Here is a 22,070-nt window from a genome sequence, read left to right as displayed (position 1 = left end):
TTGAATTCGCCTCACTATTGTGCGCTCAATTCCAACTTCGGGGTTTCGAAGGGCATTACCCATGAAAACACATGCGCGCGTGGTCGTCATCGGCGGTGGCGTGGTGGGCGTAGGCACGCTCTACCACCTGGCCAGGAAGGGCTGGAGCGACGTCGTCCTGATCGAGCGCAAGGAACTCACCTCGGGCTCTACCTGGCACGCGGCCGGCCTCCTGCCGCTGTTCAACCTGTCCTATTCGGTCGGCCAGATCCACAAGTACTCGGTCAACCTTTACAGCTCTCTCGAGGCCGAGACCGGCCAGCACGTGGGCTTTCGGAAAGTCTCCAACATTCGTCTCGCCCGCACGCAGGACCGCTGGGACGAATTCATGTATTACGCCGGCGTGGCCGAGACGATCGGCATCAAGGTGAACAAGCTCACGCCGGCGCAGGTCAAGGACATCTGGCCCTTGTGCGAGACGGAGGGCCTGATCGGCGCCATCCAGCACCCCGACGACGGGTACATCCAGCCCGCCGACCTGACCCAGGCCATGGCAAAGGGCGCACGCTCGCGCGGAGCCGAGATCTACCGCAACACCACCGTCAGCGGGATCGAGCAGAAGCCCAACGGCGAGTGGATCGTGAAGACCGACAAGGGCGACATCACCTGCGAGCACGTGGTCTCGGCCACCGGCAATTTCGCGCGCAAGACCGGCGCCATGGTTGGCCTCGACATTCCCGTCATTCCGGTCGAGCACCAGTACATCGTTACCGAACCTCACCCCCTCATCCGTGAACGTCAGGCCAAGGGCCTTCCCGAAATGGGCGTTCTCCGCGAGGCCGACTCCTCATGGTACATGCGCGAGGAGAATGGCGGGCTGCTGCTGGGACCCTACGAGCACGGTGCCCCCTGCTGCTACATGGACGGCCCCTCGGAGGAGAGCGAATACGAGCTCTTCCAGGAAGACCTCGACCGGCTGGCGCCGCACATCGAGACTGCCATCGCCCGCGTGCCCGCCTTCGGCGAAGTCGGCATCAAGAAGGTCTATAACGGCGCCATCGCCTATACGCCCGACGGCTCGCCGATCATCGGGCCAGCCTGGGACAAGCGGAATTTCTGGCTGAACGAGGGTCACTCCTTCGGTGTCACGGCCTCGGGCGGTGCGGGCTGGCAGCTCGCCGAGTGGATCGTCGAGGGCGAGCCGTCGATCGACATGATGGGCGTGGATCCCCGCCGCTTCGGGCCTTACGCCACGCGCGGCTATCTCAAGGCGAAGAACGAAGAGGCGTATGCCAACGTTTTCACGCCGCACTATCCCGACGAGGAGCGTGCCGCCGCACGGCCGTTGAAGCGCACGCCGGTCTATGACCGGATGAAGGACCTGGGCGCGGTGTTCGGTTCCGTCTACGGCTGGGAGCGCCCGGGCTGGTTCGCACCGAAGGGCTATGCGCTCAGCAAGGAAGAGCTGGCGAGCCCCGACGTGCTCACCAACCACAATCATGCGCCGGCGACCGAAGATGGCCGCATCGTCGAGAAGTGGTCGTTCCGGCGCTCCAATTATTTTCCCTTCGTGGGCGAGGAATGCCGCAACGTGACGGGCAACGTCGGCATCCAGGACATGTCGGCCTTCGCCAAGATGGAGGTGTCGGGTCCTGGCGCGCGTGAATGGCTCGAGTCCATTCTCGCCAACAGGATTCCGAAGAAGCAGGGCCGCATTGCGCTCTGCCATCTCCTGACACCGCGCGGCGGCGTCCGCGCAGAGTTCACTGTCTACGAGTGGGCGCCGGGCCGGTTCTATCTCGTCTCGGCGGGCGCCTATGAGCGCCACGACCACGACTACCTGCGCAAGCTCTGCCCGACGGACGGTTCGGTGCGGCTCACCCCCATCACCACGCGCTTCGGCGTTCTCGTGCTGGCCGGTCCCAATTCGCGCAAGCTGCTGCAGAAGCTCACCGATGCCGATCTCTCGAACGAGGCCTTTCCGTGGCTGTCGGGCAAGGAAATCAGCGTCGGCCATACGACGGCACACGCGCTGCGCGTGAACTTCGTCGGGGAACTCGGCTGGGAATTCCACCAGCCGGTCGAACAGCAGGTCGCGCTGTTCGATCTCCTCATGGATGCCGGCAAGGAATTCGGCATCCGCCCCTATGGCATCAAGGCGATGTCGTCGCTCTCGATCGAGAAGAGTTACCGCCTCGTGCCGCGTGAACTGTCGATCGAGTACAATGCCTACGAGTCGGGTCTCGACCGCTTCGTTCATCCGAACAAGGGCCAGTTTATCGGCCGCGATGCGCTGGTCGAGGCAAAGCAGAAGGGTCTCAACTGGAACTTCGTCACCATGGAAGTCCACGGCGTGTCGGACAAGGAGTCGGACGCCCGCGGCTCGGAACCGATATACCGCAACGGCCAGCTCATCGGGCGCGCCACGAATGGCGGCTTCGGTTTCCGGGTGAACAAGTCGCTTGCCCTGGGCATGGTGAGGCCGGACCACGCCGCTGTAGGGACCGAGCTCGAGATCAAGATCCTCGGCAAGATGTTCCGGGCGACGGTGATTCCCGAAAGCCCCTACGACCCAGACAACAAGGCGCTGCGCGCCTAGAGGCGGCGGAGGCCGGGCATGGAAGGCCGTTGCGGGCGTAATCCGGCCCGGGCAAACAAGGCGCGGGACGGAGCGAATCAGCAGAGCCATGCGCGGCAATACACCGGGTTATGGAACGGGCATTCTCTTCGTGCTGTGCGCCACGCTGGGATGGAGCCTTGCGGGCGTCTTCGTCCGGCTTCTCCCGGACCTAGATGGCTGGCAAATCAATTGCTGGCGCGGATTCTGGATGTCGGTGTTCCTCCTCGTCTACCTCGTCGCCATTTACGGACGCGGAACGATCGGAAAATTCCGGGAAATCCCGACTGGAGCCCTGCTCGCCGTCGCCGGCTTCTTCACCGCGGGTTCGACGCTTTATGTCACCTCACTGACACTCGCGGGAACGGCCACCGTCTCGGTGATCGGCGCACTGTCGCCGATCTTCGCGGGTGTACTAAGCCCCTGGATCACCGGTGAGAGGCCCTCCCTTGCATCCTGGGCGGCAGCTGGAATGGCGCTCGCGGGCGTCGGCGTAATCGCGTGGGAGGGCGTGAACCAGGACAACCTCCCGGCACTTCTGGTGTGCCTGCTCGTTCCTCTCTCTTTCGCGGGACAGACGGTGGCGCTTCGCCGCTATCGCGCCTTCGACATGGTGCCTGCAATCTGCGTCGGCGGTTTCGTGACTTTCGCCGTGGCCGGTTTCATGGGATATGCCGCGGGCGGTCACCCGGGAGGCGGCTTCCAGGTCTCGCTCCAGCAACTCCTGCTTCTCGCTCTCATGGGTCCCCTCCAGCTGTCGATTCCGCTCGTTCTCTACGCCAAGGGCGCCAGGAGCGTTCCGGCCGTCACGCTGACGCTCGTGGCGATGCTCGACGTCGTCCTGAATCCCTTCTGGAGCTGGCTGGGGGTGGGCGAGCTTCCCAACCAGTCCGCCTATCTGGGCGGCGCCATCATCATCAGCGCCGTCCTGCTGTCGATCTTCGGCGACCGCTGGCTCGGGCGCGGCCCCCGGGGGCTTGCCTGATGCGCCGTTCCACGGCCACGCTGATCGGCTTCACGGCCGTGCTCATGTGGGCGCTGCTTGCCCTCCTCACGGCGGCGAGCGGTGCCGTGCCGCCCTTCCAGCTCGCCGCCATGACGTTTCTCATCGGCGGGCTCATGGGTGCCGTGACGTGGCCGTTCCGCAAGGGCGCGGTTTCGGCCCTGCGCCAAGGCTGGCAGGTCTGGTTGCTGGGCGTGGGCGGCCTCTTCGGCTATCACTTCGTCTATTTTTCGGCCATCCGCGCCGCGCCGCCGGTTGAGGTCAGCCTCATCGCCTATCTGTGGCCGCTGTTTCTCGTCGTGTTTTCCGCCTTCCTGCCCGGGGAGAGGCTGAAGTTCCACCACCTGGCAGGGGTTGCTCTGGGTCTCGCGGGCGCTGTGCTGATCATTGGCGGGGGCAGGAGCCCGTCACTTGCGGAAGGTTTCGGGCCTGGCCATGCGCTGGCCTTCGCATGCTCGATCATCTGGTCCGGCTATTCAGTGCTGTCGCGCCGCTTCGGCAAGGTATCGACGGACGTGGTGGCGGGCTTCTGTCTCATCACCGCTCTCCTCGCAGCGATCTGCCATCTCCTCTTCGAAACCACGGTATGGCCGCAGGGCTGGCTGCAATGGTGCGCCGTGCTGGGCCTTGGGCTCCTGCCCGTCGGCGCTGCCTTCTACAGCTGGGATTATGGCGTGAAGCACGGCGACATCATGATTCTCGGGGCCGCCTCCTATGCCTCGCCCCTTCTCTCCACGCTGGTGCTCGTCCTGGCCGGTTTTGCGTCCCTGTCCTGGCCAGTGCTGGCAGCCTGCCTCCTCATCACCACGGGTGCGGTGATCGCCGCAAAAGACATGCTGTTCGGCCGCAGGCCAGCTAGCTGAAGGCATCCTTGCGGCGGCGCAGTTCGGCGAAGACCTCCGCGTCGGCCTCGCGTTCGAGCCCGAGGGCGTGCCGGATTTCGGCACTGCCCGTGCGCAGGAAGGGATTGGTCTCGAGTTCACGGCCGATGGTCGAGGGGCAGGTCATTCTCCCCGTGGCACGCAGCCCGTCGACTTCGGCAGCCCGCTCCCGGAGGGCCAGGTTACCGGGCTCGACGGAGAGCGCAAAACGGGCGTTCGACTGGGTGTACTCATGCCCGCAGTAGAGCCGGGTCGCGGGTGGCAAATCCTTGAACTGGGTTACGGAATGTAACATCTCCTCGAGCGTTCCCTCGAACACCCGACCGCAGCCGAGCGAGAACAGCGTATCACCGGCAAAGACGCACTCCTCCGATGGCATATGATAGGCAATGTGCCCAGAGGTATGGCCGGGACAGGCCAGCACGTGCAGTTCGCGGCCGGCCCAGGAGAAGCTGTCGCCACCTGAGAGTCGCCTGTCGAGACCGGGAATCCGGCTTGCCTCCGCCGCCGGGCCAAAGATCTCGCAGCCGAATTGCCGTTTCAGGGCCTCGTTGCCTTCCACGTGGTCGCCGTGGTGGTGGGTGGTAAAGATGTGGGTCAGCCGCCATCCCCGGTCCTTGAGCTGGCGGGAGATTTCTGCTGCATCCGGCGCATCGACGGAGGCCGTGTCGCCGGTCTTGTGGTCATGCAGGAGAAGTCCATAATTGTCCGATCGGCAGATGAACTGATGACATTCGAGGTGGGACATGGGAGTTGCTGGCCTTCCTGTCGTTCCGGATGAAGTCTTTACTGCCGCGGACTATGCTGGATAGCGATGGATATCGTCGATCTGAGGGAGTTCTACGGCAGCCGCCTCGGCTTGGCTACCCGGCGCTCGCTCGCCGGGCGTCTCAGGCCGCGGCTGGCGGGTCTTCCCCCCGGGCGGGTGATGGGGCTTGGCTATGCGATGCCCTATCTCGGAGATTGTGCCGCCCACTCGGAGGCACAACTCGCCTTCATGATGGCCCGCCAGGGCGTTTTCCGCTGGCCGGACGAGGGTGCGGTCCAATCCGCGCTCGTCGACGAGACGGATCTTCCGCTGCTCGAAAGCGTGGTGGACGTGGCCCTCGTGGTCCACGGTCTCGAACTGACGGACGCGCCGCGCGAGATGCTGCGCGAGATCTGGCGCGTGCTGGCGCCGCAAGGCCGGCTTTTCCTCGTCGTGCCAAACCGGCGTGGCGTCTGGGCACGTTTCGACAGTTCGCCCTTCGGCTACGGCCAGCCCTACTCCCGGCCCCAGCTCGCCGCCCTGCTGCGCGAAACCCAGTTCTCGGTGGTTTCCTGGTCTCACGCGCTCTATTTTCCGCCCTCGGACCGGAGCGCCGTGCTCTCAGCGGCGCCCGCCATCGAGGGGCTCGGCTCTCGGCTGATGCCCGCTCTTTCCGGCGTCATCATCGTGGAGGCGGTGAAGCAGGTCTATGCGGTTGCGACGGGCAAACGGGCGAGGCGGGTTTCCGCCCGCTCACGCCCGGCGCTCGCGGCCGCCCCCGCCGCCCGGCGGGCGCGCGCCGATCCCTAGGACAGGATTGCATTTTCAGGGCCGGAGCCTATGAATAGCCGCGCCGCAGCGGCCTCTTGCCGGTTGAGGCGTAGCGAGACGAGCCCGCCGATCCAATGACTTCGCCTTCCCCGGACATGATGCTGGACGCCATCAGGCGCGAGATCGACGAGATCGACGATGCAATCCTGGACCTTCTCGTGAGGCGCTTCGCGGCGACGGGCAAGGTGAAGGCGACCAAGTTCATGGACGGCTCGCTCTCTACTTCGCCATTCCGTCCGGCGCGAGAGGCAGCCATGATGCGGCGTCTGATCACGAAGGGCGGAAGGGCGATTCAACCCGAAGTCCTGGTGCGTCTTTGGCGCGTGATTCTGTCAGCCTCCACCCAGTCACAGGCGCCGGTGACTCTCCACGTCAGCGAAGAACTCGGCGGAGACCTCGCGTGCCGCCTGGCGATCAGCCAGCACTTCTGCGACATGGGAGTGGAAATCCACGACAGCTGCGCCAAGGCGCTGGATTGCCTGCGTGACCGGCGCGGCGATCTGGCGGTCTTCGCCACCCAATCGGATTGGGCTGACGGGTTTCTCGCCGCAGAGGCCGGCGGCCCCAGCCTGATCGGCAGCTTGCCTGTCACTGGCGGCGATGGCATGCCGCTACTTCTCGTCTGCGGTCATGCCGAACCACAGGAGACCGGAGAGGATGAAACCGTGATCGTCAGCCCCGAGCGGCCCCGCGACTTGGCGCCGATACTGTGGCAGGCGCGCTCCGGTTCCTGCTGGCTCACCGGGATTCCGGGGTATCTCGACAGCAGCGGTTGGCCGCTTGGTGACATCCTGCAGAACATGCCGGGCGCGAAGCTCGCCGGGCGCTATCCCCGAGCCTTGAAAGCACCGTCATGACAGGAAGTTTGATCCGCCCCCAACCGAAACCCGGCATACTGGACATTGCCGCCTATGTGCCTGGCAAGAGCAGCGCCAAGGGTGCAAAGGTCCACAAGCTCTCCTCCAATGAATCGCCGATCGGGGCAAGTGCCGCTGCCATCGAAGCGTTCCAGGCCGCCGCCAGGGCGCTGGAACTCTATCCCGATGGTTCCGCCACGGCGTTGAGGACGGCAATCGCCAGCCGCTACGGGCTCCTGCCTGAGTACATCATCTGCGGGGCAGGCTCGGACGAACTGCTGCAGCTTCTCGCCCACGCCTATCTGGGGCCGGGGGACGAGGCGATCTATAGTCAGTACGGTTTTCTCGTCTATCCGATCGCCATACAGTCGAACGGGGCAACATGCGTCGTGGCGCCCGAGAAGGACTATCTGGCGGACGTCGACGCGATCCTTGCCCGGGTGACGTCCCGCACGCGGATGGTGTTCCTCGCCAATCCCAACAATCCGACTGGACGCTACCTTCCGTTCAGCGAGGTGAAGCGGCTCCATGCCGGGCTGCCGCGCCACGTTCTGCTCATCCTCGACGCGGCTTACGCCGAGTATGTCCGGCGCAACGACTATGAAGCGGGACTAGAGCTCGTCGCGACATCCGAGAACGTGGTGATGACGCGCACCTTCTCGAAGATCCATGGACTGGCCGCCCTTCGCATCGGCTGGGCCTATTGCCCCGCCCATGTCGCGGACGTGCTGAACCGCGTGCGCGGACCATTCAACGTCAGCGGGCCGGCCATCGCCGCAGGCGCCGCCGCGATTGCCGACCAGCAATTCGTCGAGCGCGCGATCGCCCATAACGACAGCTGGCTGCCATGGCTAAAAAAGGAACTGGAACAGCTGGGCCTCGAGGTCACACCGAGCGTCGCCAATTTCGTGCTGGTGCACTTCCCGTCCAGCGCGTCACGTAACGCACATGCTGCAGATTTGCATCTTCAGGAGCACGGTTTCGTGGTGCGACGAATGGATTCATACGGCCTTCCGGGCGCGCTCCGCATTACGATCGGCACTGAAGAAGCCAACCGAGGCCTCGTCGCCTGCCTGAAGGATTTCCTGTCATGAAGCCGGTATTCGAGCGGGTCGCCCTGATCGGCATCGGCCTGATCGGTTCGTCGCTCGCACATGTCATACGCAAGAAGAAGCTTGCCGCAGAGATCACCGGCTATGCCAGGAGCGAGGCGACGCGAGCGAAGGCAGTCGAAATCGGGCTCGTCGACCGCGTCTTCCCTTCGGCCGCCGAGGCGGTCGCCGGCGCCGACCTCGTCATCCTGTGCTCGCCGGTCGGTACCTATGGAGCGCTTGCGAAGGAGATCGCTTCCGCCCTCAAGCCGGGGGCGATCCTGACGGATGTAGGTTCAGTTAAGGGCGCCGTGGTGCGGGACGTGCTGCCACATGTGCCTGCCGGTGTTCACTTCATTCCCGGCCATCCCATCGCCGGTACGGAGCAATCCGGTCCGGAGGCGGGCTTCGCCGAGCTCTTCATCAATCGCTGGTGCATCGTCACACCGCTGGCTGACTCCGATCCCACGGCCGTCGAAAGACTCACAGAGTTCTGGCGCGGCTGCGGGTCCAATGTCGAGACCATGACACCCGAGCACCACGACCTGGTCCTCGCCATCACAAGCCATCTGCCTCATCTCATCGCCTACAACATCGTGTCGACGGCAGCCGATCTCGAGGAGGTGACCTCCTCCGAAGTGATCAAGTATTCGGCCGGCGGTTTTCGCGACTTCACGCGAATCGCGGCCTCCGATCCCACCATGTGGCGCGACGTGTTTCTGAACAACAAAGACGCGGTGCTCGAGATGCTGGGGCGCTTTTCGGAAGACCTTTCCGTCCTGCAGCGGGCGATCCGGTGGGGCGACGGTGAGACGCTTTTCAATCTGTTCTCTCGCTCGCGCCAGATCCGTCGGGGCATCATTGCCGCGGGACAGGATACCGCCGCGCCTGACTTTGGCCGCAGCGCGGCGAAGCTTCAGTAGAGCGGTGCCAGGTCCGCGATCTTGAACGGGCCGATGTAGAGGGCGCCATCCTTTGCGATGATCGGCAGTCTTGCGGATTCGCCGAGAAGCGTCATCATGGTCCGGAGATTTGCCGAGTCGCCGCCATCGATCTGCAGATGTGGCGCCACCAGGGCCAGAAGGCCATCGAGATCGTTGGTCTCGGTCTCGAGCATCCCCGCGAGGCGTCTGCTCTCGTCGAGACGGAGCATTCCTGATCCCCAGTAGCGAAGGTTTCCCTGCTTGAGTTCCACGCGATCGATCCTCAAGGCGCTCTCAGCTGTCAGGGTGCCGAGAAGTTCCGCCTGAGCGATCTTCAAGGGCGGCCTGCCTTGGGGCTCCCACACAATGTCCGACAGCGACAGCGCTACGTCAGTGCCCCGGCTTGCAGGCCGCCCATGTGCCATCACTCGCCCGGCGCGGCCATGACCGGAGACGGAGAGGGCCGGTACCTCGGCGGAAAAGCTCGCTTTCCCATCGCTTCCGAAGGTGAAGGCGGCCAAGGCTCTCTGATGCTCAGCGACGGTGGGAGCGAGTCCCGCCGCCGCCACGGTCGTCGGCCCGTCGACAAGCGCGGCGATCTGCCATGGCGCATAGGCGAGTGCCACGAGATGAAGCCGGCCTGATCTGGCTTCGGCTCGCACCGTCGCTGTCAGGACCGGAGAAGAACAGATGAATTCGAAGCGGAACGGAAATCCGCCCCATGCCTCCTCGGTGCAGGTCAGGGTGAGCCCCTGTGCGGCGAGCCTTGCCCGCTCCGCAGCGAATTTCTGCTCCACGAACCGCGAGGCCACGAGCCAGTAGCTTGCCCACAGTACCGCCAGGCCCAGCACGATCGCGAGCGGCAGCATCATCTTCCAGGGCTTCGGCGCTTTATCAGGCATTTGATCTATGGGCCGGTTTCGCGTTACTCAGACCTTCACCATGAAACAGTTCTGGATTTTTGGCTATGGCTCGCTCATGTGGCGGCCGGGTTTCGAATTCCTGCGTAGCGAACCGGCGCGGGTTTACGGCTATCACAGGAGCCTCTGCATCTACTCCTATGTGCATCGCGGGAGCCCGGAGGAGCCAGGACTGGTCATGGGGCTGGACCGTGGGGGCTCCTGTCACGGCATGGCTTTCGAGGTGTTGCCGGAAAGATGGGACGAGACGATCTCATATCTCCGCGCGCGCGAGCAGGTGACCTCCGTCTATGTCGAGAAGAGCAAGACCATCCGCCTCATCGAGAGCGGTCAGGCCGTCGAGGCCGTCACATATGTGGTAGACAGGGCGCATCGGCAGTATGCCGGCGTCCTGGATGAGGAGGCCCTGGAACGGCACGTCCGCCAGGGCCGTGGCGTGTCCGGGGCGTGCCTCGATTACGTCTTGAATACGCTCGACCACTTGCGAGAGATGAACATTCACGACCCCACGCTCGAGCGCCTGGCCAGAAGACTCGGCTTCAGGCCGCGAGCAGCTCGAGCTGAACGGGTTTGACGTAGACCCGCGGTTCGGAAACAGGTCGTACGGCAATGTCCATCGCTGAACGGAGATCACGCAGAATACCCTCTGCGGTGTCGTGATCGCGAGCGAGGAGGTGGACATGAATCTCCTCGTCCGACGCCGCAGCCCGTGCTCGCTCATCCTGGGGCAGGAGACCATTTGTTTGGAAGCGACCAGCGGAGATTGCGCGCCGGCCACCATGGGAACGGTTCACGATCACGAAAACGGCCCCAGGAACAGCGGGGCAGAGATCCCGGGCGTAGATGGAATGGATGTAGGACTGACCCGAAGCACCGCGCCAGTACCAGAAGCGTTCACCGAGGCCGATTTCCTCGGGCAGGTTTGCCGACAGGGGATAGCCTTGCATCATGAGAACAAAAATAGAACATTTTCGTGCGCTGTCAATATGCCTCAACTGCATTTCGAGTAGCCGCAGGAGAGGCAGGTTGCGCAACCCTCCTGAAACACCAGCGCCCGCTCCCCGCAGCGCGGGCAGGCGTTCCGGGCGTCGGCGGACCCTGCCAGCCCCGGAAGGCGCTTCTCCGAATCCGGCTCCAGAAAGCCGATCTCGACCATGTGACGCTCGATCACACCCCCGATCGCCGCGAGCAAACTCGGAACATAGCGGCCGCCCATCCACTGGCCGCCGCGGGGATCGAATACAGCCTTGAGCTCGTCGACGACGAAGGACACGTCACCGCCGCGCCGGAACACGGCGGATATCATGCGCGTCAGCGCCACCGTCCATGCATAGTGTTCCATGTTCTTGGAGTTGATGAAGATCTCGAACGGCCGGCGCTGACCGTCCTCCACGATGTCATTGATCGTGATGTAGATGGCATGGTCCGTCTCGGGCCATTTCAGCTTGTAGGAATAGCCGGAGAGCACTTCCTCCCGCTGGCGCGGCTGCCGATCTTCTTCCGGTCCTCCCGCAGATTTCACGCCGTCGCCAGAGAGGACGGAACCCGTTACGGCATTGGGGCGGAAGGTCGTACAACCCTTCAGGCCCAGATCATAAGCCTCCGCGTAGACGGACTTGAACGCCTCGAAGGGCAGGTTCTCGGGAATGTTGATCGTCTTCGAAATCGAACTGTCGACATGGGCCTGGAGGGCCGACTGCATCGCCAGGTGATCTGACGGCATCAGCTGTTCCGCGGTGGCGAAGGCAGGCGGCAGAGGCGTGTCCTCGCCATGGAGCTCCCACCACAGTGCGGCGGCATAATCCGTTACCTTCTCGACACGATGCGTTCCATCCGCCTGAAGCACCTTGCGATCGAAGCGAATGCTGAAAATCGGCTCGATGCCGCTCGAGACGTTTCCGGCGAGAAGCGAGATGGTGCCCGTCGGGGCGATCGACGTCAGCAAGCCGTTTCGGATTCCGTGGCGGGCGATGTCCTGCCGCAAAGAGGGATCGAGTCGTGCCGCATGTCCAGAACGCCCAAAGGAGGCAGGATCGAAGAGCGGAAATGGACCACGCTCGCGGGCCAGTGCGATGCTCGCCTCATAGGCCGCCTGCTCGATCGAAGCCATCCAGCTTCGCGCCGCCGCCTGTGCTTCTGGCGAACCGTAGGTCAGCCCGCACATGGCGAGCGCATCGGCAAGACCGGTAATGCCAAGCCCGATGCGGCGCTTGGCGAAGGCCTCCGCCTGCTGCTGGGGAAGGGGATAGTTGGAGACATCGATCACGTTGTCCATGAAGCGCACGGCAAGCGCGGCGGTTCGCTCCAACGCGTCGTCGTCGATCCCGGCCTCCACCGTGAAGGCGTTCCGCACAAAGCGGGTGAGGTTGAGCGAGCCCAGCAGACAGGCGCCGTAAGGAGGGAGAGGCTGCTCGCCACAGGGATTGGTGGAGCTGATGGTTTCACAATAGGAGAGATTGTTTTCCGCGTTGACCCGATCGATGAAGATCACGCCCGGCTCGGCATAGTTATAAGTGGCACGCATGATCTGGTCCCACAGGCGGGCGGCGTGGACCACGCGGTAGACTTGACCGCCGAACTGCAGTGGCCATTCCTCGTCGGCTCTCACGGCCGCCATGAAGCGATCGCTGACGAGCACCGAGAGATTGAAGTTGCGGAGGCGCCCCGCCTGGCGCTTGGCCGCGATGAAGTCCTCGATGTCGGGATGGTCGCAGCGCATTGTGCCCATCATGGCACCACGGCGGGTGCCGGCGGACATGATCGTCTTGCACATGGCATCCCATACATCCATGAAGCTCAAGGGCCCCGAGGCATCGGCGCCTACGCCCTTCACCGCCGCGCCGCGCGGCCGAAGCGCGGAGAAGTCATGGCCAATGCCGCCACCCTGCTGCATGGTGAGGGCTGCTTCCTTCAGCTGCGTGAAGATTCCATCGAGCGAGTCGGGAATCAGGCCCATCACGAAGCAGTTGAACAGCGTCACTTGCCGGTCTGTGCCGGCGCCTGCCAGGATTCGACCGGCGGGCAGGAAGCGGTAGCCCTCGAGCATGCCATAGAAGGCTTCTGCCCAGTGCGTACGCTCGGACTCCTTCTCCACTGCGGAAATGGCTTCCGCCACCCGGTGCCAGCTGTCCTCGATCGTCCGTTCCTGTTCGCCGGCACCAGACGGCCTGAACCGGTATTTCATGTCCCAGATCTCGCGCGAGATGGGATCGAGGGTGGGACGAATGGCAGAATCCATCGCTGAACCTCCGGAAGGCATGATGTTAGTCCGGGCGGGCAGTGGAGTCGAGAGTTTGTTCTCTTTTTGTACCTAGGACGATACGCGGTCTTCCGCGAGCAGACTGGCTGTCTCCCGCTCGATCGCCTGTTCCAGACGAGCTTGAAAGACCTTGCGGGGGAGCCCCGGCGGGATCGGCTCCAGAAATGAGATCACGATCGTTCCAGGTCGGCGCAAAAACTGGCGCCTTGGCCAGAACAGGCCGGAGTTGAGGCCGAAAGGCACGCAAGGCACCCCGAGCTGCCCGTAAAGAGCCGCAGCGCCGGGCTTGTAATCGGGAGGATCGCCGGGAGCCCTCCTGGTTCCTTCCGGCATGATGACGACCTGCCTGCCCGATGCGATAGCCTCCGCTGCAGCAGTGACCATCGCGCGCAGGGCCTGGGTGCCGGCGGAGCGTTCGACCGGGATCATGCGGAACTTATAGATGAACCAACCGAAGAACGGAATCCAGGTGAGTTCCTTCTTCAGGACCATGGCTGGATCGTCGAGGAGAGGAAGGATCGCAAAGGTTTCCCAGAACGACTGGTGCTTGCCGGCCACCAAGCAGGCGCCGGGCGGAATGTTCTCGTGGCCACGCACCTCCATGCGGACACCGGCGATGACCCGCAGCCAGAACAGTGATGTCCTGGCCCACAGCTGCAATGCCCGGACCGACCATTTGCGGGGTGTGAAATAGAACCCCGACCCGAGCACGAGGAAGAGGACGAGGTTGAGGTAGAAAACGAGGTTGAACAGCACGGAGCGGATATAGATCACGTGACCACCCCCAGGCGCCGCATCAGCGTCATGCGGGCGGTGATGAGGCAGATCAGCGTCGCCGCCAGCGGCACCGCGAAGAGGAACCCATAGCTCCAGACGGCGATGTCCGGAGCGGAGAACAGAAGGCTGCGGCTTGCCGAGGCGAGACCCACCCCGCCGCCGCCGAAGAGGCCGAGCAACAAGAACGTGAGGAGCCCGAGGCCCACGCCGATAAAGCCTGCAAGCATGCCGGTCCTCAGAAAACGGCCGTCAATCTGGCGGGCGATATAGCTATCGCGCGCACCCACGAGGTGAAGAAGGTCCACGATGTGGCGGTTGGCCTGCAGCACCGCACGCGTGGCGAAGATCACGATCGCGACGGCGGAGACAGAGATCAGGAAGAGAATCGCATAGGAGAGGATCGACAGCGCGCGCGCCATGCGCGTGAGCTCGGCCTCCCATTTGCGATGAGTGTCGAGGCGGGCGCCCTTGACGGTGGAGAGGGCCTCCTCCAAGGTATCGACATCAGGTGGATTTTCGATGTCGGTCACGATGCGGATCAGCCGCGGCACCGGTAGGCCGTCCAGCGACCGTGAGCCAAGCCATGGCTCGAGGAGGCTGGCGGCCGCCTGCTCGTCCAGTATCTCCACTTCGACGATGCCGGGGAAGGACGAAACGATCTCGCGCGCACTGGCGAGCTCCTGAGCGATGTCGGTATCTCTCACGTGGCGCAGCTGCACCGTCATCTCGCGGGCCAGACCGCTCGTCCAGTTGGTGACGGCGCGGTCGACGAGGATCAATGCGCCGATGGCGAGGCAGGCAAGATAGCTCATCACCGCCATGGTGACGGTAAGCGACTTGAGGGACGCGACGTTGGACGGGATAATTGCCCCGGGTTTCATTGCAGGCTCAGGACTCCTTCCTCGAGGTGCAGGACGGGCCGTTCAGCCTGGCGCACCAGGGCACGGTCGTGGGTGGCTATGATCATGGTGGTGCCGAGCCGGTTCAGTTCCAGAAACAGGTGCAGCAGGCGCTTGGCAAGAGCAGGATCGACGTTTCCAGTTGGCTCGTCCGCCAAGAGGAGTTGCGGCTTGGCGATGACTGCCCGGGCGATTGCAGCACGCTGCTTCTCGCCGCCGGAGAGCACGGGTGGCAGATCGGCCGACTTGTGGGCGAGCCCCACCCAGTCAAGAAGGTCCATCACGTCTCGCCGGTAGGCCTGCTCCGGCTTTCCAGCCACCCGCAGGGGCAGGGCGACGTTGTCATAGGTCGAGAGATGCTCGAGCAGGCGGAATTCCTGGAACACGACCCCGATGCGGCGCCTGATGGGGGGCAGCTGCTGCCTATTGAGGCTGCCGACATTCTCCCCGAAGATGTGCAGGCTCCCGCGCGTGGGCCGCAAGGCCAGGAACAGCAGCTTCAGCAGGGAGGATTTTCCGGCCCCCGAGGGACCCGTCAGGAAGAAGAAATCTCCCGGCCGGACGGCGAAGCTTACATCCTTCAGGATCTCCGGGCCGTCTCCATATCTGAGACCGACATTCTCAAGGCGCAACACGGCAAGACGCTCCTCTTCACCTCCGTCTCTTAAACCATCCCGATCTTTAACGAGCCATTAACCCTAACGGAGATTTAATCCAGGCAGGCGTCCGGCCCAAGGGCCGGTGCGCGTCCCTCATGCCGCGGCCCCATGATCGTTCACTGTCCTTCCTGCGCCACCCGATACGATCTTCCCACCTACCGGCTGGGCGCCGACGGGGTCATGATGAAATGCTCAGCATGCGGCCACGACTGGATCGAGGGCCGCGCGGTCGAAGTTGCCGCCCCTCTTGCGACCAGAGCCATTCCCGACGCTGCCCCTGCCGCCGAACCGGACCTCGAGGTCAAGCGTCTCGTCGCTGCATCCCGCGAAGCACAGGAAGCCTTTCTCCTGCGCCGCCGCCGACGCCGGACGATGGCCGCCGCCTGGGCGGGTCTCATGCTGTTCGCCCTGGGTCCCGCGGTTGGAGCGCTTGCCTTTCCCGAGGCGGTCGTAACGGCAGCCCCGGCCAGCATCAGGCTCTATGAATGGCTCGGGCGGGAGGTCAATGTGTATGGGCTGGAGATCGGAAACGTCGAACTCCAGCATCTGCTCGTCGACGGGGAGAGAATGATTGCGGTGAAGGGCGAGGTGAGAAACGTCTCGAGCACCGCCCGCAAGATTCCGTGGCTCAGATTCGGGCTCACCTCGGGTGGCGATGCAGAGGTCTACAGCTGGCAACTCGACACGGGCGCACGGCCGCTGCGGCCGGGCGAGGCTACCGGTTTCACCACCCGTGTCGCCTCGCCTCCCGAAAACGCCAGGAGCCTCCAAATACGGTTTGCCCGGGCCGATGAAATCGGCTCAAATACAACACCATGACTGAACTACTGATCGACGGCCACCGCATTGGGGTCCTGTTCAGCGAGAAGGAAATTGCCGCTCGCGTCAAAGCCATTGCGACGGCGATTGCAGCTCGCAACCCCGCCAATCTTCTCGTGGTTCCCATCCTCAAGGGCAGCTTCGTCTTCGCCGCAGATCTCATTCGCGCCATGCATCACGCCGGGCTTTCTCCCGAGGTGGATTTCATGATCCTGTCGAGCTACCGGAAGTCCACCAAATCCTCGGGGCAGGTCAACGTGCTGCGCGACATCGAAACTGATGTGCGGGGGCGGGACGTTCTTCTCATCGATGACATTCTCGAATCGGGACGCACTCTGGCCTTCGCCAAGGATTTGCTCGCAGCGCGCGGCGCAAGAGCCACTCTCACGGCCGTTCTGCTCAACAAGCCTGGCCATCTCGCTGCTCACATCGCGGCTGATTTCGAGGGATTCACATGTCCGGACAAGTTCGTTGTGGGCTATGGCATGGACATGGCCCATCAGTTCCGGGAGCTGCCCTTCGTCGGTCACGTCATCCGCGACGATGGCGCATCATCCGAGGCCGGCGCCGACAAGAAAGCCTGACACGGCAACGACGACGCCAATGAAAAAACCGGTAAGCAGGGTGAGGAAGGACTCACCGGCCTGCAACTCGCTGCGATTCAGCTGCAACTGAACTGCCGCCCGCAGAGCAAAGCGCTCAAGGTCATTGCGCGGCATCATGCTGACGGCTCTGGCGACGTTCTCGTCCATGACACATTCCCAAACGGGAAGCATCTAGCAAGAGGTGTGCCAGAGAACGTGCGTCACACAGTGGAGAAGATGAGGCACAGAAGGACGAGGAAAATGATGGCCGCGCCCAGGTGTCGCACACCCGAACCCCGGCGGCGTGGCGACTCAGGAGGGAGATCGTGTGACAGGGCGCTGAACCTGTCGAGAGCTGTCGGTTCGAAAGGCGAAGGCGCGAGCGAGTGTTGCGGAGTCTCGTCCAACCCATCGAATACAGGGTGCCGTGGCGCATTCGCAGGCCGCTGAAGGTCACCGGCATGCAGCCTCGACAGGAGGAACGGAGTTTCGCGCGGACAGGTGGGTGAGAACGGGTTGAAGGCTGATCCGATCTGCGACTGGCGCTCGATGAACGCCCTCAGCAGGACCGGATCATGAGCGAGGCGCATCAATTCGCCCTGCCGGTCGTCGGCTCCCATCCCGGGCCTGCGGCTTCTGCCGATGCCTCTCAGGAGCTCGGGGTGGGCACTGCGCCCTTCCTCACTCACTGACCTTGCCACCGTTGATCCAGTTCGTGCGGATGTCTTCCTTCCGCACGTAATTCAGTTGCTGCAGCAGGACGCTGCGCACCAGTTCGGCGCCAATGCGGGAATTCGCCTCCTGAGCGATGGCCGCGGTGATCTTCTCCAGGTCGGTCCCGCTCAAGCGCCGGAAATCGATATCGCTGCTCGAGAATACCACGCGGAACGCCGCGTCCTTCATGAAGGGCATGGGATCGAGTTTCTTCTCTTCGAGAAGCCGCCGGTCGGAAGCGAAGGACAGCTGGAGGATGAGGTAGCCAGCAATCTCCCCACCACGGACGACGGGAATGCTTGTCATTTCGGACTTGAGTTCTTCCACACCCTGATCGGCACTATCAGTCGGCGTTTCACCATCAGGGGCGGTCGCAAGATAGACCGACCCGAAGGTTGCCCCGGCCGTGACGAGTATCATCCAGATTCCGACCGCCACGAGTTTGAGCATTGTGCTTCAGAGCTTCGGGCGGGAGCGGCTGCGCGAATAGGTGCCATCCGACTCGGCGTCGCGCATGCTGCCTATGATGATGTCGCTGATGTCGCCGAGCGCCGTGATGTGAAGCTTGAGCAGCGCCGCATTGCGGCGAAGGGACTCGGAGAGATGGCGCAGGAGCGGTCGCGATGAAGCCACGGCCGCAGGAGACGACTCGCAACGCCGCGCCGCCATAAGTTCCCTCAAGGCGTGGTTCTTCCGATCGGTGAAACCGGCATGAAGGACGATGCCATGCCGCTGCAGAATGCCGTTCTCCTCCTCGACGATATCGATGAGCTTCAACAGGGCCGCCGCAAGAGGCGTTTCCTGCCTGGAGCCGATTGGCGAAAGAGGCGATTTCATCCGTCTCTTCCCTTTCTCAGCCGGCAAATGACGAAATTGCATCGAGCTTGAAATAAGGCCACTGTTCTACCTGTGCCATTTCCGTTCCTATCCGTTCACGCGAGAGGGCGTCGGCAATGCCAAGTCCGCCAGCCTCTGCATAGGTGGTAGCAAACTGTTCTGCAGCCATCGATCTCCACACACCTGCGGAGGGGCCCGCGCCATATGCGCCAGAGTCCACTGCGGGCAGCAGCGACTCGAAAAGGTTGCGAAGGACCATCCGTTCGAACCCGGCATAGGCGGCCAGCGAATTCGTGCTCTCAGCCCGCTGGTGCATGGCAGACCCACCAGACGTACCGACACCTGCCGGCTGGTCCATGCATTGAAGCAGGCCGGCGAAATCCCTGCCGTTGCTGAAGACGCCTCCGAATGACTGGAGCCTTGATATCGCTTCGGCCTTGCGCGCGGGGTCGGCGTTTCTCATGACATCGAGCACCAGGTCGGAAGAGATCGTCACGGCCATTGCAGCGCCTCCGGAGGAATGGTCCGGCATAGCTCATCACGAGGGGCTTGCGGCAGGCTTTCGTGTCAGAATAACGACGGCCTCAAGTGCACGTGCCTCCTCCACCTTGCGCTCGAGCGCTTCGCGTATGCGAAGCGCCTTGCCAGCGAGGGCATTCTCCCGCGCCCGTGCGGAAAGAAGTTTGCCCTGCAACTCCTCGCGGGCGGATCTCGCATTGCCGATCTCGTTCTCGATTGCGATAATCCAGCGCAAGCCTGTCCCGCCAAACGGAACGCTTGGCGCCAGCCCGCAGTTCAGCGCGCGCAAGATGTCTTCTCTTTCGACAACAAGCGCTTCGATTTTCCGATCACTTCGGAGCAGCCTGGCCTCGAGGGCCATTGCGAGTTCTCCCTGTGCTGCCGCAAGCCGCTGGAGACGTCGCGCATCGCCCGTCAAAACCCGCCCTCCCCGAGCCATGTGCGATAGGAGTCCACGAGCAGCATGATCCAGTCGAGCCACACGACGTGGAGCAGCAGAAACCCCCCCAGGATGACGGTACCAGTGGTGGCGTGATAGACCGATAGCTGCTGGGCAAACCTGTTGGCAACTCCAAGCGCAAAATTGACGGTGACGCCATAGACGAGGAACGGAGCCGCCAGCCGCAGCGCCAGAAGGGTCGTCTCGCTGAGAACCGCGAGAACGCCGCGGGTCAGTGCCTCAACCGGAAAGCCAGCCTCCGGACGGATTACATCATAGCTGTCGATAAGGGCGCGCAGCATGTCGAGATGAAGTCCGAGGGTGAGGATCAGCAAGACCGCCGCAGATGACACAAGGGTTGCGAGAGGTGATCCGGTATCAGTCTCCTCGAGGGGAACGCCAGGAATGCCCGAAAGCCCGATGAAATTCGAGGCAGCAGTCGCGCCAAACTGAAGCGCCAGAAGGAAGAGACGCGCCATGAGCCCAATTGCGGAGCCGGTCCCCGTCTCGCCGATGATGAGCAGCCAGGCCTGGCCAGGCTCCACTACGGCAATGGCTCGCGCCAACTCCTCTGCGAGAAGCGGAAAGAGTGCCATGGCGATAGCCAGTGCGGTGAGTACGCGCACCTGAACGGGCAGCCTCGGGCTGGACAGGCCGGGAGCGAAGAGAAAGCAGCCTCCTGTCCTGCAGAACAAAAGGAAGAGAGTGAAGAAGTTTTCGTTCAACTGATCCGTCATGACAACGAGGCGATGACTTCGAGGCGTACACCCTTCGCGATCTCGATGTGGGAAAGCACCGGCAGGGCCGGAAACAAACGGTCCACGATCATTCGCACGTAGGGGCGCGCCTCGGGGGCGGTGACGAGGGCAAACTGCTGACCACGGTCCAGGAGCGTTCTCACTGCAGCCGTGAGCTCGGAGGCAAATTGTTCAATCATCGCGGACCCGAGAATGATGACGTATTCCCATGGCTGCCAGAGAACGTCGATGTGCCCGCCCATGGCTGCGAAACCGCCAAGCAGGCACCCGAAGACGATGACCATGCCGATGACGAAGGTCATGGGTGCAGTTTCCTTCCTTTGCGGCAGATGCCGCTCTCACTGGCTATGCAGCACGGCTTGCGCGGGCCTGTTGTCCATGCGCGATCAAGCCCCGGGCAAGTCGCTCCTGTCAGGCTCGGAGCCACTCAAGGCCAGACCGATGACCGGAACCGTCGCAACATATCAGCAAATCGCGCGAAACATCGATCGCAAGCTCGGTCTCCTGTCCGAACGCCCTGACGTACAGCGGGAGACGGCATATTTCCTCGGCAGCATCCGCAGCGTGAAATCGGCTGACGAGTTCCTGAAGAACGACCGTCTCTTCAACTACGCAATGACGGCCTTCGGCCTGAAGGACATGATCTATGCCAAGGCCTTCATGCGCAAGGTGTTGGCCGAGGGAATCGACGGCCCGCAGAGCTTCGCCCTGCAATTGGCGGACCCACGCTTTCGCGAATTCGCCGAGGCATTCAACTTCGCACGCTACGGCGGTTCGGCCACAGCATTCGACCGGGCACAGCAGGGCACCGTCAACCGCTATCTCAGGGTCGAGCTCGAAAGCGAGGCCGGGCAGACCGACGAAGGGGTGCGGCTCGCACTCTATTTCCAGCGCAAGGTTGCAAGCGTCGGCAGCATCTATGGTCTGATGGGCGATGCAGCGCTCTATAAAGTCGTGCAGACGGCACTAGGCCTCCCGGCTGCCTATTCCAACATCGACGTCGACAGACAGGCGGCATTCATCAGCTCACGGATCGACGTCGCGGATTTCAAGGATTCAACAAAGCTTGATGCGTTTCTCACCCGATTTGCCGCACGGTGGCAGGCTCAGAACGGAGCCGCGTCACAGGCAGTGCCGCAGGTGGGTCTTGGCCAGCCGCTGCTCGCCAGATTCGACAATGCGCTCCTGCTCAGCATGCAGCTCCTGAAAGGAGGCAGTCGCTGATGGATATGAACTCACCCGTGGGGCTCTCTGGATTGCTGGCGCTCTCCCGCAGGCTGGACTCCATCGCCAACAACGTCGCGAATGCGGGTACCGCCGGTTTCCGGGCCGAGGCAGCCAGCTTCTCGACCATCGTTTCGAAAACCAATCCATTTGCCACGAGTTTTGCATTCGCAGGTGGCTCTCATCTCGATTCGCGGAGCGGTGAATTCACGAATACTGGAAATCCGCTGGATGTGGCGGTGCAGGGCCCCGCCTTCCTGGCGATCGAAACGCCGCAGGGAACCGCCTACACGAGAGACGGCCGGATGCAGATGCTGCCCACGGGCGACCTCGTCTCGCTCAACGGCCACCCGGTGCTGGATGCCGGAGGAGCACCGCTGACCGCCAACCCCCAGGGCGGCCCGATCGAGATCGCGAGAGACGGCACCGTGAGGCAGGATGGCCGGGCCATCGGCACTCTCGGCCTCTATGAGTTGGACCTCCGCAAGGGCTATTCCCGCTATGAGAATGCCGCCGTCATTCCCCGGCTTCCGCCGGAACCTGTCGAGAGTTTCACCGGGAACGGTGTGGTACAGGGCTTCGTCGAGGGCTCGAACGTCAATGCCATTCTCGAGATGACGCGGCTCATCGAAGTGCAGCGCGCGTTCGAGGCCGTCAGTGCGAGCCTCGAACAACGCGACGGGTCGCTGCGCGACACGATTCAGGCGCTCGGCGCCCGCCAGGGCTGAACCG

General features: G+C 63.2%; 26 protein-coding genes. 12 read left to right on the top strand and 14 right to left on the bottom strand.

Features of this window, described 5'->3' with window-relative positions:
• The first annotated feature begins 61 nt into the window (after window positions 1-61).
• The 3 genes from ACK4HL_RS02055 (at window position 62) to ACK4HL_RS02045 (ending at window position 4,462) form a co-directional block, all read left to right on the top strand.
• The gene (locus tag ACK4HL_RS02055) at window positions 62-2,578 is read left to right on the top strand and encodes an FAD-dependent oxidoreductase (protein WP_409756253.1); all 2,517 of its coding nucleotides are present in this window, start codon (window positions 62-64) and stop codon (window positions 2,576-2,578) included.
• 88 nt (window positions 2,579-2,666) lie between these two features.
• Window positions 2,667-3,581 (top strand): DMT family transporter, encoded by a 915-nt coding sequence (locus ACK4HL_RS02050; protein ID WP_409756251.1) that lies wholly within the window; start codon window positions 2,667-2,669, stop codon window positions 3,579-3,581.
• Window positions 3,581-4,462 carry a DMT family transporter gene (locus ACK4HL_RS02045; RefSeq protein WP_409756249.1) on the top strand — a complete coding sequence of 294 codons (882 nt, stop codon included), beginning with the start codon at window positions 3,581-3,583 and terminating at the stop codon, window positions 4,460-4,462. Before ACK4HL_RS02050 ends, ACK4HL_RS02045 begins: the two co-directional genes overlap by 1 nt.
• Here the strand turns inward: ACK4HL_RS02045 and gloB are convergent.
• Window positions 4,455-5,228 carry a hydroxyacylglutathione hydrolase gene (gene gloB / locus ACK4HL_RS02040; RefSeq protein ID WP_409756247.1) on the bottom strand — a complete coding sequence of 258 codons (774 nt, stop codon included), beginning with the start codon at window positions 5,226-5,228 and terminating at the stop codon, window positions 4,455-4,457. The genes ACK4HL_RS02045 and gloB overlap by 8 nt on opposite strands.
• A 66-nt stretch (window positions 5,229-5,294) precedes the next feature.
• On the opposite strand from gloB, the gene ACK4HL_RS02035 reads away from it, so the two are divergent.
• From ACK4HL_RS02035 to ACK4HL_RS02020, 4 genes are all read left to right on the top strand, one after another.
• Entirely contained in the window at window positions 5,295-6,038 is a 744-nt protein-coding gene (locus ACK4HL_RS02035; protein WP_409756245.1) for a class I SAM-dependent methyltransferase, read from the top strand.
• 116 nt (window positions 6,039-6,154) lie between these two features.
• Window positions 6,155-6,916 (top strand): chorismate mutase, encoded by a 762-nt coding sequence (locus ACK4HL_RS02030; protein WP_409756243.1) that lies wholly within the window; start codon window positions 6,155-6,157, stop codon window positions 6,914-6,916.
• On the top strand, window positions 6,913-8,010 hold the full coding sequence (gene hisC, locus ACK4HL_RS02025) for a histidinol-phosphate transaminase (protein ID WP_409756241.1): 1,098 nt from the start codon (window positions 6,913-6,915) through the stop codon (window positions 8,008-8,010). Before ACK4HL_RS02030 ends, hisC begins: the two co-directional genes overlap by 4 nt.
• A complete protein-coding gene (locus tag ACK4HL_RS02020) occupies window positions 8,007-8,930 on the top strand; it encodes a prephenate/arogenate dehydrogenase family protein (protein ID WP_409756239.1) in 924 nt (307 codons plus the stop codon). Before hisC ends, ACK4HL_RS02020 begins: the two co-directional genes overlap by 4 nt.
• Here ACK4HL_RS02020 and ACK4HL_RS02015 read toward each other — a convergent pair.
• Entirely contained in the window at window positions 8,924-9,832 is a 909-nt protein-coding gene (locus tag ACK4HL_RS02015; protein ID WP_409756237.1) for a DUF2125 domain-containing protein, read from the bottom strand. The two genes, ACK4HL_RS02020 and ACK4HL_RS02015, sit on opposite strands and share 7 nt — an antisense overlap.
• Window positions 9,833-9,872: 40 nt before the next feature.
• On the opposite strand from ACK4HL_RS02015, the gene ACK4HL_RS02010 reads away from it, so the two are divergent.
• Window positions 9,873-10,424: a gamma-glutamylcyclotransferase gene (locus ACK4HL_RS02010; RefSeq protein ID WP_409756236.1), complete on the top strand. Its 552-nt coding sequence runs from the start codon at window positions 9,873-9,875 to the stop codon at window positions 10,422-10,424.
• Here the strand turns inward: ACK4HL_RS02010 and ACK4HL_RS02005 are convergent.
• From ACK4HL_RS02005 to ftsE, 5 genes are all read right to left on the bottom strand, one after another.
• On the bottom strand, window positions 10,390-10,800 hold the full coding sequence (locus tag ACK4HL_RS02005) for a hypothetical protein (protein ID WP_409756234.1): 411 nt from the start codon (window positions 10,798-10,800) through the stop codon (window positions 10,390-10,392). The two genes, ACK4HL_RS02010 and ACK4HL_RS02005, sit on opposite strands and share 35 nt — an antisense overlap.
• A 41-nt stretch (window positions 10,801-10,841) precedes the next feature.
• A complete protein-coding gene (locus tag ACK4HL_RS02000) occupies window positions 10,842-13,088 on the bottom strand; it encodes an adenosylcobalamin-dependent ribonucleoside-diphosphate reductase (protein ID WP_409756232.1) in 2,247 nt (748 codons plus the stop codon).
• Between the two features lie 72 nt (window positions 13,089-13,160).
• Window positions 13,161-13,883 (bottom strand): lysophospholipid acyltransferase family protein, encoded by a 723-nt coding sequence (locus tag ACK4HL_RS01995; protein ID WP_409756230.1) that lies wholly within the window; start codon window positions 13,881-13,883, stop codon window positions 13,161-13,163.
• Window positions 13,880-14,767, bottom strand: coding sequence for a cell division protein FtsX (locus ACK4HL_RS01990; protein ID WP_409756228.1), 888 nt, complete (start codon window positions 14,765-14,767; stop codon window positions 13,880-13,882). The genes ACK4HL_RS01995 and ACK4HL_RS01990 overlap by 4 nt, the downstream gene beginning before the upstream one ends.
• Window positions 14,764-15,420, bottom strand: coding sequence for a cell division ATP-binding protein FtsE (gene ftsE / locus ACK4HL_RS01985; protein ID WP_409756226.1), 657 nt, complete (start codon window positions 15,418-15,420; stop codon window positions 14,764-14,766). The genes ACK4HL_RS01990 and ftsE overlap by 4 nt, the downstream gene beginning before the upstream one ends.
• Window positions 15,421-15,552: 132 nt before the next feature.
• On the opposite strand from ftsE, the gene ACK4HL_RS01980 reads away from it, so the two are divergent.
• Window positions 15,553-16,263, top strand: a complete 711-nt coding sequence (locus tag ACK4HL_RS01980) for a zinc-ribbon domain-containing protein (RefSeq protein ID WP_409756224.1) — start codon at window positions 15,553-15,555, stop codon at window positions 16,261-16,263.
• Entirely contained in the window at window positions 16,260-16,847 is a 588-nt protein-coding gene (gene hpt, locus ACK4HL_RS01975) for a hypoxanthine phosphoribosyltransferase (RefSeq protein ID WP_409756222.1), read from the top strand. Before ACK4HL_RS01980 ends, hpt begins: the two co-directional genes overlap by 4 nt.
• Here the strand turns inward: hpt and ACK4HL_RS01970 are convergent.
• The 7 genes from ACK4HL_RS01970 to ACK4HL_RS01940 form a co-directional block, all read right to left on the bottom strand.
• On the bottom strand, window positions 16,815-17,015 hold the full coding sequence (locus ACK4HL_RS01970) for a hypothetical protein (RefSeq protein ID WP_409756220.1): 201 nt from the start codon (window positions 17,013-17,015) through the stop codon (window positions 16,815-16,817). The two genes, hpt and ACK4HL_RS01970, sit on opposite strands and share 33 nt — an antisense overlap.
• A 513-nt stretch (window positions 17,016-17,528) precedes the next feature.
• Window positions 17,529-18,011, bottom strand: coding sequence for a hypothetical protein (locus tag ACK4HL_RS01965; protein ID WP_409756218.1), 483 nt, complete (start codon window positions 18,009-18,011; stop codon window positions 17,529-17,531).
• A 6-nt stretch (window positions 18,012-18,017) separates the two neighbouring features.
• Window positions 18,018-18,398 (bottom strand): hypothetical protein, encoded by a 381-nt coding sequence (locus ACK4HL_RS01960; protein WP_409756216.1) that lies wholly within the window; start codon window positions 18,396-18,398, stop codon window positions 18,018-18,020.
• A 16-nt stretch (window positions 18,399-18,414) separates the two neighbouring features.
• Window positions 18,415-18,900 (bottom strand): rod-binding protein, encoded by a 486-nt coding sequence (locus ACK4HL_RS01955; protein WP_409756214.1) that lies wholly within the window; start codon window positions 18,898-18,900, stop codon window positions 18,415-18,417.
• Window positions 18,901-18,936: 36 nt separating this feature from the next.
• Window positions 18,937-19,206, bottom strand: coding sequence for a hypothetical protein (locus ACK4HL_RS01950; protein WP_409756212.1), 270 nt, complete (start codon window positions 19,204-19,206; stop codon window positions 18,937-18,939).
• Window positions 19,207-19,331: 125 nt separating this feature from the next.
• Window positions 19,332-20,093: a flagellar biosynthetic protein FliR gene (locus ACK4HL_RS01945; RefSeq protein WP_409756210.1), complete on the bottom strand. Its 762-nt coding sequence runs from the start codon at window positions 20,091-20,093 to the stop codon at window positions 19,332-19,334.
• The gene (locus tag ACK4HL_RS01940) at window positions 20,090-20,416 is read right to left on the bottom strand and encodes a motility-associated protein (protein WP_409756208.1); all 327 of its coding nucleotides are present in this window, start codon (window positions 20,414-20,416) and stop codon (window positions 20,090-20,092) included. Before ACK4HL_RS01940 ends, ACK4HL_RS01945 begins: the two co-directional genes overlap by 4 nt.
• A 139-nt stretch (window positions 20,417-20,555) precedes the next feature.
• On the opposite strand from ACK4HL_RS01940, the gene ACK4HL_RS01935 reads away from it, so the two are divergent.
• Both ACK4HL_RS01935 and flgF read left to right on the top strand, forming a co-directional pair.
• A complete protein-coding gene (locus ACK4HL_RS01935) occupies window positions 20,556-21,338 on the top strand; it encodes a DUF1217 domain-containing protein (protein WP_409756206.1) in 783 nt (260 codons plus the stop codon).
• Window positions 21,338-22,066: a flagellar basal-body rod protein FlgF gene (flgF, locus tag ACK4HL_RS01930; RefSeq protein WP_409756204.1), complete on the top strand. Its 729-nt coding sequence runs from the start codon at window positions 21,338-21,340 to the stop codon at window positions 22,064-22,066. The genes ACK4HL_RS01935 and flgF overlap by 1 nt, the downstream gene beginning before the upstream one ends.
• The last annotated feature ends 4 nt before the right edge of the window (window positions 22,067-22,070 follow it).

The organism is Aestuariivirga sp., from assembly GCF_046294715.1.
Classification (GTDB): Bacteria; Pseudomonadota; Alphaproteobacteria; order Rhizobiales; family Aestuariivirgaceae; genus Aestuariivirga.
This window is presented reverse-complemented; position numbering and strand designations above follow the sequence as displayed.

What these genes read in the sequence shown, in the direction of transcription:
- ACK4HL_RS02055 (WP_409756253.1), top strand. Translation starts at nt 62, where the DNA reads ATGAAAACACATGCGCGCGTGGTCGTCATCGGCGGTGGCGTGGTGGGC.
- ACK4HL_RS02050 (WP_409756251.1), top strand. Translation starts at nt 2,667, where the DNA reads ATGCGCGGCAATACACCGGGTTATGGAACGGGCATTCTCTTCGTGCTG.
- ACK4HL_RS02045 (WP_409756249.1), top strand. Translation starts at nt 3,581, where the DNA reads ATGCGCCGTTCCACGGCCACGCTGATCGGCTTCACGGCCGTGCTCATG.
- gloB (WP_409756247.1), bottom strand. Translation starts at nt 5,228, where the DNA reads ATGTCCCACCTCGAATGTCATCAGTTCATCTGCCGATCGGACAATTAT.
- ACK4HL_RS02035 (WP_409756245.1), top strand. Translation starts at nt 5,295, where the DNA reads ATGGATATCGTCGATCTGAGGGAGTTCTACGGCAGCCGCCTCGGCTTG.
- ACK4HL_RS02030 (WP_409756243.1), top strand. Translation starts at nt 6,155, where the DNA reads ATGATGCTGGACGCCATCAGGCGCGAGATCGACGAGATCGACGATGCA.
- hisC (WP_409756241.1), top strand. Translation starts at nt 6,913, where the DNA reads ATGACAGGAAGTTTGATCCGCCCCCAACCGAAACCCGGCATACTGGAC.
- ACK4HL_RS02020 (WP_409756239.1), top strand. Translation starts at nt 8,007, where the DNA reads ATGAAGCCGGTATTCGAGCGGGTCGCCCTGATCGGCATCGGCCTGATC.
- ACK4HL_RS02015 (WP_409756237.1), bottom strand. Translation starts at nt 9,832, where the DNA reads ATGCCTGATAAAGCGCCGAAGCCCTGGAAGATGATGCTGCCGCTCGCG.
- ACK4HL_RS02010 (WP_409756236.1), top strand. Translation starts at nt 9,873, where the DNA reads ATGAAACAGTTCTGGATTTTTGGCTATGGCTCGCTCATGTGGCGGCCG.
- ACK4HL_RS02005 (WP_409756234.1), bottom strand. Translation starts at nt 10,800, where the DNA reads ATGATGCAAGGCTATCCCCTGTCGGCAAACCTGCCCGAGGAAATCGGC.
- ACK4HL_RS02000 (WP_409756232.1), bottom strand. Translation starts at nt 13,088, where the DNA reads ATGGATTCTGCCATTCGTCCCACCCTCGATCCCATCTCGCGCGAGATC.
- ACK4HL_RS01990 (WP_409756228.1), bottom strand. Translation starts at nt 14,767, where the DNA reads ATGAAACCCGGGGCAATTATCCCGTCCAACGTCGCGTCCCTCAAGTCG.
- ACK4HL_RS01980 (WP_409756224.1), top strand. Translation starts at nt 15,553, where the DNA reads ATGATCGTTCACTGTCCTTCCTGCGCCACCCGATACGATCTTCCCACC.
- hpt (WP_409756222.1), top strand. Translation starts at nt 16,260, where the DNA reads ATGACTGAACTACTGATCGACGGCCACCGCATTGGGGTCCTGTTCAGC.
- ACK4HL_RS01970 (WP_409756220.1), bottom strand. Translation starts at nt 17,015, where the DNA reads ATGGACGAGAACGTCGCCAGAGCCGTCAGCATGATGCCGCGCAATGAC.
- ACK4HL_RS01965 (WP_409756218.1), bottom strand. Translation starts at nt 18,011, where the DNA reads ATGCTCAAACTCGTGGCGGTCGGAATCTGGATGATACTCGTCACGGCC.
- ACK4HL_RS01960 (WP_409756216.1), bottom strand. Translation starts at nt 18,398, where the DNA reads ATGAAATCGCCTCTTTCGCCAATCGGCTCCAGGCAGGAAACGCCTCTT.
- ACK4HL_RS01955 (WP_409756214.1), bottom strand. Translation starts at nt 18,900, where the DNA reads ATGGCCGTGACGATCTCTTCCGACCTGGTGCTCGATGTCATGAGAAAC.
- ACK4HL_RS01945 (WP_409756210.1), bottom strand. Translation starts at nt 20,093, where the DNA reads ATGACGGATCAGTTGAACGAAAACTTCTTCACTCTCTTCCTTTTGTTC.
- ACK4HL_RS01940 (WP_409756208.1), bottom strand. Translation starts at nt 20,416, where the DNA reads ATGACCTTCGTCATCGGCATGGTCATCGTCTTCGGGTGCCTGCTTGGC.
- ACK4HL_RS01935 (WP_409756206.1), top strand. Translation starts at nt 20,556, where the DNA reads ATGACCGGAACCGTCGCAACATATCAGCAAATCGCGCGAAACATCGAT.
- flgF (WP_409756204.1), top strand. Translation starts at nt 21,338, where the DNA reads ATGGATATGAACTCACCCGTGGGGCTCTCTGGATTGCTGGCGCTCTCC.